6 protein-coding genes are annotated in these 6,183 nt (G+C 70.4%); all 6 read right to left on the bottom strand.

The window, feature by feature from the left end:
* Window positions 1-220: 220 nt before the first annotated feature.
* Window positions 221-766 carry a hypothetical protein gene (locus tag E3T28_RS16740; protein ID WP_166786915.1) on the bottom strand — a complete coding sequence of 182 codons (546 nt, stop codon included), beginning with the start codon at window positions 764-766 and terminating at the stop codon, window positions 221-223.
* Between the two features lie 364 nt (window positions 767-1,130).
* The gene (locus tag E3T28_RS03815; protein WP_241979149.1) at window positions 1,131-2,486 is read right to left on the bottom strand and encodes a maleylacetate reductase; all 1,356 of its coding nucleotides are present in this window, start codon (window positions 2,484-2,486) and stop codon (window positions 1,131-1,133) included.
* 7 nt (window positions 2,487-2,493) lie between these two features.
* Entirely contained in the window at window positions 2,494-3,276 is a 783-nt protein-coding gene (locus E3T28_RS03810; RefSeq protein WP_241979148.1) for an alpha/beta hydrolase, read from the bottom strand.
* Window positions 3,277-3,285: 9 nt separating this feature from the next.
* Window positions 3,286-4,260, bottom strand: a complete 975-nt coding sequence (locus E3T28_RS03805; RefSeq protein ID WP_134428106.1) for a ring-cleaving dioxygenase — start codon at window positions 4,258-4,260, stop codon at window positions 3,286-3,288.
* Window positions 4,261-4,515: 255 nt separating this feature from the next.
* Window positions 4,516-4,779, bottom strand: coding sequence for a hypothetical protein (locus E3T28_RS03800; protein WP_134428104.1), 264 nt, complete (start codon window positions 4,777-4,779; stop codon window positions 4,516-4,518).
* Window positions 4,780-4,995: 216 nt separating this feature from the next.
* Window positions 4,996-6,120 carry a sigma-70 family RNA polymerase sigma factor gene (locus tag E3T28_RS03795; protein ID WP_134428102.1) on the bottom strand — a complete coding sequence of 375 codons (1,125 nt, stop codon included), beginning with the start codon at window positions 6,118-6,120 and terminating at the stop codon, window positions 4,996-4,998.
* Window positions 6,121-6,183: the final 63 nt, after the last annotated feature.

Genomic DNA, 6,183 nt, shown 5'->3' with positions numbered 1-6,183 from the left:
TTGGCGAGTGGGCGGCTTGGCGGGCGGGTGGGTGGCTCGGCGGGCGGGTGGCTCGGCGGGCGCGCGGCTTGGCGAGTGGGCGGCTTGGCGGGCGGGTGGGTGGCTCGGCGGGCGGGTGGCTCGGCGGGGGAGAGGCTGCAGCAGAAACCGGATGCCGGTGTGCGGCATCCGTCTTCGTGCGTCGTGTTCTTCGTTCGAGCGGGCGGTGCTCGCGGCGGCGTCAGCGCTCGGCTTCGTCGAAGTCGTCGAGAACGGCCTGCTCGTAGGCAGCCTCGGCGGCGTCGGCCCTTTCCTGGGCTTTGGCGACGCGCACACTGATCTCGTGCTCGGACTTGCGCAGCCGCTCGGCCTCTCGTGGAGTGGCCGTGTCGAGCAGATCCTCGAGGGTGTCGGCGTCAAGGTGCACGGCGGCCAGCGCATCGACCTCGGACCGGGCGACGGCGGCCTTGCTCCGCAGGATGCGCAGCCGCGATTCCTGGGCGAACTGCCTGGAGAGACGGTCGGCGGACTGCTCGGGGGTCCGTTCGACGGGGACCATGCGCTGGTCCGCGTGGGTGGGACTGGTCTGGCTGGTGTTGGTCTGGTCAGTGTTGGTCTGCTCGGACCCGTGCTGGTTGGTGTTGGTCTGGCTGGTGTTGGTCTGGTCAGCGTTGGTCCGGCTGGTGTTGGTCTGGTTGGTGTTGGTCTGGTCAGCGTTGGTCTGCTCGGACCCGTGCTGGTTGGTGTTGTTCTGCTCGGCACCATCGCCGCGATCCGTGTTGCTCATTGTGCCTCCCTTTTTCCGCTGGCAGCCTAGCGCGCCCGGTGTCCGCGGCAAGGGGAGTGGCGGGACCCCTTGCTCGCCGAATTCGACCGCCAGTTCGGGGCGGCGGGCGGCGGGCGGCGGGCGGCGGACGCGGGGCCGCTGCTGCGCCGAGAGTCGCCGGTTCTGCCCAGTGTCGTCGGTAGAGCGGCGTCATTCGGCAGAAACGGCGACGCTGGGCGGTCATCAGGCAAGCGGCGACCGGCGACCGGCGTACCGGCGACCGGCGACCGGCGACCGGCAGGCGGCAGGCGGCAGGCGGCAGGCGGCGAGCGGCGAGCGGCGAGCGGTGAGCGGCAGGCGGCAGGCGGCGAGCGGTACCCGACCGCTACCGCCTGCCCGGGGCGGTGCCGGCCCAGGCGTTCCGCAGCAGCACGGTCAGGTCGTCGGACGTGACCGGGTGCGGGTTCGACGCGGGAACCGCCGGCAGGATCAGCTCCACAGCCCGGGCGATGTCCGACTCCGCAAACCCGAAGTCCCGCAGCGCAGTCGGCGCGTGCTCGCTGTTCCGCAGGGCTAGCAACCCCTCGACTGCGGAACTCGAGCCCAGGGCCGCGGCGATCCGCACCTCGGCCTCGGGCGCAGCCGACGCGTTGAGGGCCACTACATGCGGCAGCACGATCGCGTGCGTCTGCGCGTGCGGCAGCCCGAAAGCACCGCCCAGCACATGGCAGATCTTGTGATGCAGACCCGAACCGGCGCTGGAGAACGCGTTCGCGGACAGATACGCGCCGTAGAGGGCATCCTCCCGGGCGGCAAACGTGCCGCGGATGCCGCCGCCCCCCAGATCAGGATCGCCCCCGGCTACGGCGGGCCGGGCGACGATCCGCGGCAGGGCGCGCGCCAGCATCCGGATGCCTTCGGCGGCAATCAGCGCGCTGACCGGGTTCGCGCCCGGAGCCCAGAGCGCATCAACGCCGTGGGCGAGGGCGTTCAGCGCACTGGACACACCCAGCTCGCTGGGGAGGGACAGCGTCAGGGTGGGGTCGTAGATCACGGTTCCGGGCAGCACCCTCGGATCGAAACCCGTGGTCTTCACACCATTCTCGAACAGCCCCCAGACAGCGGTGGCCTCCGAGCCGGAATAGGTGGTGGGGACCGCCACGATCGACAGCCCGGCGGGGCGGTCGCTGCGCAGCGAGAGAATCTTGGACAGCCCGATCGCCGACCCGCCGCCGAGGGCGACGACCACGTCGATGTCGGCCGCCTGCGCCGCACGATGGGCGCGCTCGGCTGACTCCGCCGGAACGTGCTGCACGATCTCATCGAACACCACCGCCGCACGGATGCCCGCGAGCACCGCCGCGGACCGCTCCAGTTCCCGCCGGCTCGCGATCACCATCACGCGTGGGGTGTTGTCGGTGTTGGTGCCACCGGTTGCGCCCGGGGTCTCAGCGGCCTGGGCGGTGCCGGATGGGGTTGCGCTCGGTGTGCCTGACTCCTTGCCGCCGAGCTCGTCGTGCTTGTTGTCCTTGCCGCCGAGCTCGTCGTGCTTGTTGTCCTTGCCGTCGAGCTCGTCGTGCTCGTCGTGCTTGTCGTCCTTGCTGCCGAGCTCGCCGTGCTCGCCGAACTCGCTCAGCACCCTGGCGAGCAACTCCGCCGCGCGTCCGCTGCCGAACAGCACGCGCTGCCGCTGCGTCCGGTACTCGAAATCAAGGGCTTCCGCCGCGGGCTGCTCCCTCACGGCGCGCCTACGCGCGGACCTGCGCTTGGCGGGCCAGCCAGGATCGGGCGGCGGCGACATCCGTTGCGGCGATGCCGTGACCGCCGTCGCGCAGCTCACGCTCGACCTCGGCGCCGTGCGCGGTGAACGTCGCGGCGGCCCGGTCTGCGCTCGCGAGCGGGGCCATCGGGTCTGAGCGCCCGTTGAGCATCAGCACCGCGGTGTCGGCGAGGTCCGTCGTGAGCGTTCGATCGTCGAGTGGGAACATGCCCGAGAACGCGACGACCCGGTCGAGCGCCTTGGGGTAGAGCAGTGCCGTGGCCAGCGCGATGTTGGCGCCGTTGGAGAAACCGACCGCGATGATGCTGCGGTCGCCGAGGTCGTAGCGCTGCCGGGCCGCCGCGATGAAACCGGCCAGTTCGCCGGCCCGCATCACCACGTCGTCCACGTCGAACACGCCCTCGGAGAGGCGGCGGAACCAACGCAGCATGCCACCCTCGGTCACGCGTCCGCGCGGGGAGAGCACGGTCGCGGCCGGGTCGAGCGCGTCGGCGAGGTTGAGGGTCTCCTGCTCGTTGCCGCCGGTGCCGTGCAGCATCAGGAACACGGGCGCGTCGGCTCCGGCTGCGTCGGCTCCCGGCGCGTCGGAGCCCACGGATGCCGCGGGCCGGCCGGCCCGGAACACGTGCGGCCAGTCGAGGGCGGCCTGCTCCCAGGCGGCGGCCACGTCGCCGGCGGCCCGGTGAGCGGCAGCGCGATCGGAGTCGGCCTGGTCGAAATCGGGCAGGTCGAGGTCGGGCATCTCATTCATCGGGGCCGCCTACTGACCCGCGACGAGGGCAGGGTTGTTCTCCCTCGGCAGGGTGATCGGTGCGACGGCGCGTTCGATCTGGTCGCGGCTGGGCTCGAGCCACGGCGGCAGCTTGAGCGAGCGGCCCAGTTCGAGCAGCGGCTCGTCAATGTCGAAGCCCGGGGTGTCCGTGGCGATCTCGAACAACACGCCGCCGGGCTCGCGGAAGTAGATCGACGTGAAGTACTGCCGGTCGAGGATCGCCGTCACGCCGTAGCCGCGCGCGACGAGTTCCTGACGCCACTGCTCCTGCGTGGTCTTGTCCGGCACCCGAAACGCGATGTGGTGCACGCTGCCGCCGGCGGTCAAGCCGACCTGCCCGTTCGGGTCGGCGATGATGTCGACGATGTTGCCGGGAACTCCGTCGCCGGCACCGACCCGGATGCGGTCGGGGGTCTCCTCGATCACGTGCATGCCGAGGTCGCGGGTGAGCACCTCGACGGTGCCGGTGGGGTCGGCGACGGTGAGCACCGAGGAATGCTGGCCGCGCACCGCGTATTCGGCGGGCACGGATGCCGAGTCCCACGGATTGCGCGGATCAACCGTCGACGAGGCAACGAGATCCAACTGCAGGCCGTCGGGATCGCGCAGGGAGAGGCGTTCCTCGTCGGCGGAGCGGCGCACGAACTCGGAGTCGACGCCGAGTTCCTTGAAGTGGCCGGCCCACCAGCCGAGGCTGCCGGCCGGCACCGAGAACGCGGTGGACGTGGACTGCCCCGAGCCGGGACGCCCGCTGGAGATCCCCGTCCAGGGGAAGAAGGTGAGCAGTGAACCCGGACGGCCCGCGTCATCCCCGTAATAGAGGTGATAAGTGCCGGGATCGTCGAAGTTGACCGTCTTTTTCACGAGCCGCAGGCCGAGGCCGGTCACGTAGAAGTCGATGTTGCGCTGAGGTGCACCGGCAATCGCGGTGACGTGGTGCAGTCCGGAGGTTTGCGGGGTCATGGGTCCCTTTCTGGCGGGGAGTCGGTCGGTATCGGTCTGTCGAGGGGGTCGGCATGCGCGGTCCGACGTGCGCAGCCTGCCCTGCATAGGCTGCCTTGCGAAGACTGCCCTGCATAGTCTGACTTCACGTCGACTTCTATGCAAACACATGTTTCTGTGGATTCATTCCCAAACCCGCGGAAGGGGCACTCTCGACCGGAAAGGTGACACTCGCGAGTGACCTCGGCAGACGGATGCCCGTTCGGGACCCGCGGACTACTCGCCCGGACCGAGATCCCAGGAGCGCTCCGGCAGTTGATCGAGCCAGTTGCCGACCGAATCGCTGTTCACCAGGGAGACGCTGCTCTCGGTGGGCCGGGCCCGCTCCGGCGGCACGGCGGACAACGCCTCGGAGATCGGAGAGGAGATCGGAGAGGAGATCGGAGCCGAGACCGGAGCCTGGCCCCCTGCGGCGCGGACCGACCCGCCCGGTGGGTCACCGGCATCCGTCGGCGCTTTCGCACCCGCGTTCCCAAACATCGAACCCCCCTCAGTCGGCACAGCAAAGGTGGTCACCGGGGTCCGGGGCAACAGTTTGACGCTACGCTCGCGGAGGAATCGCCGTCAAGCATTTCGGTAAACGGATGCCGCCGCGAACCCGGTCGTACCCCGGCACCGCCGGCCTGTGCCCCGGCACCGCTGGTCTGTGCCCCGGCACCGCTCGCCTGTGCCCCCGCACCGCCGCCGTCCGGAGGCCTACGCGCTGACGCTCTCCCCGGACTCCCTCCCGGAGGCCAGCGACGGCCGCAGCCGGGCCAAGGCCTGCAGTTCGATCTGCCGCACCCGGTCGTAGGACACCCCGAAGTGGGCTCCGATCTCGCGCCGGGCCTTCCGGGCCTGGCCGCCGAGGCCGAACCGCATGACCAGCACGCTCGCTTCGCGGCCGGGGAGAAGGGCGAGGTGGCGGCCGAGGCGCTCCAGCATCAGGGTACGGCTGGTGACGTCGCAGGGGTCGAGCGCCTGGGCATCCGAAATGGTCTCGCCGAAGGGCACGTTCTCGAGGCCGCTGCCGAGATCGGCCCAGACCGGGGCGTCGATCGACCGCGGCTGGCCGGCGCGGTTCCGCAGCTTCACAATCTGCTCCGTGCTGAGCCCGCTGGCCTCGCTGAGTTCCGCGGCGGTGCCGTCGCGGCCGAGTCGCTGCCGCAGCCGGCGCTGCACCTGGTTGAGGCCGTTGAGCACCTCGACCTGGTGGGCCGGGAGACGGATGGTGCGGGCCTGGTCGGCCAGCGCGCGGTGGATGCCCTGGCGGATCCACCAGGTGGCATAGGTCGAGAACTTGAAACCGCGGGTGTGGTCAAAGCGTTCAACCGCCCGGATCAGGCCGAGGTTGCCTTCCTGGATCAGGTCGAGGAGGTCGAGTCCGCGACCGGCGAAGTGCCGGGCCACCGACACCACCAGCCGCAGATTCGCGCAGATCAGGTGATTCATCGCCTGCCTGCCGTCGGCCGCGAGCCAAAGAAGCTCCTCTCCGACCTCGACCTCGACCTCGACCTTGACCTCGACCTTGACCCCAACCCCGACACAGCCGGCGACTTCGACTTCGACTTCGACCTTGGCCCCGCCACCGCCCCCGACCTCGACTTCGAATCCGAATCCGCCCTCGACCTGGGCCCCAGCTCCGACACAGCCGGCGACCTCGACACGGCCCGACCGCAGCCGCGAGAGCCGCTCCTCTGCGAACAACCCGACCTCGATGCGCCGGGCGAGCTCGATCTCATCCGTCTTGGCCAGAAGCGGCACCCGGCCGATCTCGTTCAGGTAGTCGCCCACGGAATCGATCGAGGGGCGTCGACGGGAACGACTCGCGGCGGTGGTCATGCCGGTACCGTATGTGCGGTCCGGCGCAGAGATGCCACGGCCGACGCGGCATGTGCAGAACCG

The sequence above is a fragment of the Cryobacterium sinapicolor genome (assembly GCF_004403465.1).
GTDB classification, from domain to species: Bacteria; Actinomycetota; Actinomycetes; order Actinomycetales; family Microbacteriaceae; genus Cryobacterium; species Cryobacterium sinapicolor.
This window is presented reverse-complemented; position numbering and strand designations above follow the sequence as displayed.

Bases quoted from the DNA above. Each gene is read 5' to 3' on its own strand.
- E3T28_RS16740 (WP_166786915.1), bottom strand. From the start codon at position 766: ATGAGCAACACGGATCGCGGCGATGGTGCCGAGCAGAACAACACCAAC.
- E3T28_RS03810 (WP_241979148.1), bottom strand. From the start codon at position 3,276: ATGAATGAGATGCCCGACCTCGACCTGCCCGATTTCGACCAGGCCGAC.
- E3T28_RS03805 (WP_134428106.1), bottom strand. From the start codon at position 4,260: ATGACCCCGCAAACCTCCGGACTGCACCACGTCACCGCGATTGCCGGT.
- E3T28_RS03800 (WP_134428104.1), bottom strand. From the start codon at position 4,779: ATGTTTGGGAACGCGGGTGCGAAAGCGCCGACGGATGCCGGTGACCCA.
- E3T28_RS03795 (WP_134428102.1), bottom strand. From the start codon at position 6,120: ATGACCACCGCCGCGAGTCGTTCCCGTCGACGCCCCTCGATCGATTCC.